This is a genomic window from Prevotella sp. P5-126, assembly GCF_002251185.1.
Lineage (GTDB): Bacteria > Bacteroidota > Bacteroidia > Bacteroidales > Bacteroidaceae > Prevotella.
Window position 1 is genome coordinate 1 of the sequence record NZ_NPIZ01000018.1, and the last position, 1,825, is coordinate 1,825.

The 1,825-nt window shown below is 40.2% G+C and carries 1 protein-coding gene; it reads right to left on the bottom strand.

Annotation, left to right across the window (positions count from 1 at the left end; all coding sequences use genetic code 11):
* Window positions 1-271: 271 nt before the first annotated feature.
* Window positions 272-1,600, bottom strand: coding sequence for a fimbrillin family protein (locus CIK90_RS01875; RefSeq protein ID WP_094464203.1), 1,329 nt, complete (start codon window positions 1,598-1,600; stop codon window positions 272-274).
* Window positions 1,601-1,825: the final 225 nt, after the last annotated feature.

The window sequence follows — 1,825 nt, forward strand, 5'->3', positions numbered from 1 at the left end:
GCATCGTGGGGTAAGGGGATGGTGGCTACATATTGATGTTGTGCTGTTGCTTTTTACTGAAAGCTGCTACTAACGACTCATAAATCTACCCTTAATCGTGTATTGGATGATAGTTGCGGATTTTAGGATTCCGTTTAACATCCGTCTAAATTCCGATGATCCGTGTGCTCCGTGGATAAATCCCGATGATCCGATGATTGATTTCTGTGACAATATAAAAAAGATGCGCCCAAGTATATCACCCGGACGCATCATCATTATTCTCAAATTATTATTTTGTAAACCGTGCAACAGCAACAGGACGGAGAATTGCTTTATTAGTAGTTAGTCTTAAATCTCTCTTAGTATTAGTATTGAGTAGACACCCTCTAATCGTTCCGTTATCATCATAAAAATAATCATCTGTCAACAATTTAGGTTCCGGAATTTTTAGATTTATCGCAGCAAATCCTATCGAATAAACAGCATCCATTTCTGCTTCATTAGGCAAGTGCCAACCAGTTATTTCATTTTCTGATGCGATTTCCGACAATTTAGAATTGATGGAATTACGAGCTTCTTCTTGACTCATCGAACCATTACATACATCAGAATACTGATTCGGATGCAACAGCAATACCTTGATAGCATTACTTTCTTCGGTGCGACTCAACACATAACACCCTTTATAAAGAGTACCAACCTCAGGAGCTGTTTCATTGATAGTAGGACCAGAACCTCCATCCTGAGTATTGGTCTCATCGAAGTTAAAGACGATATCCTCAGTACCCTGCCATGTAGCCCCCGTGATAGTACCTGTCACATGAAAATTTTGTTTCTCAGTATAGGTAGCATTAATATGATATAGATAGTTGCTTTTCCATTTATCGGTCAACTGATAGGTATAACCTTTAGCATTTCCATTCGTTGTCATACTAATCTTCACAGAGGCAGATGCAGCAACATCAAACAACACGTGTCTTGGAGTTTTCAACTCCCATGTACCCGATTCCGTACCAGATTTTTCCAATGTAATCACTTCAATATTCACATCTTTCATTGTACCGTCAAAAGCCATACTCTTACACGTCTTCGACAGCGTCACACTCACAGCAGTGACATCGTCAGGAACCTGTTTGATGACGATAGATTCAATCTTCGACACACAGCGATTCATCGACAGGTTGATAGTGTTAGCTTCTCCTTTCGTCGTTGTCACCGAACTGTTTGCCATCATCAAGTCCCCATGCTCTTGTCCGTCTTGCAAGGTAATCACAGACGCAAGTGTAGCCTCTTTCACACTGGGCAACGTATATTTCCCCTCTGCCACACCTCCGAAGGCATACACATCATACACACCTTCTACCAAGTCATAGACAACACTCGCGTCAGCAGATTCGATACGCCGAAAGTCAATACACGCCTTGTTGGCATCAAACAGATAAACAGCCACAGGATACGCCACTTCTTCAGCCCCACTCTCCGAGCGAGTGGTAACAGTCAAACTACTTTTTGGGTTAACCGGGGTTACCTCAGAGAATTCTTTTTCACAGGATGTCAAGAGGGTCATTGACACCACAGTCATGACAATACTCACGACCAGATTGATGTTCTTTTTCATTGTTTAGTTTTATGTTTTGTTGTTATTGGTTCTTCATCTCCTTTTTTTTATTAATCAGACAAAAGTACAAAAAATCACAGAAACAAAGAAAGAAAATTAAAGGAAAATCAAAAAAATCCACGGAACACACGGAGAACACGGAGTGTTTAGTTTAAAGGTTATAGTTTAAAGGTTATAGTTTAAAGGTTATAGGTTATAGGTTAGTGCTTAGTGGTTAGTGGTTAG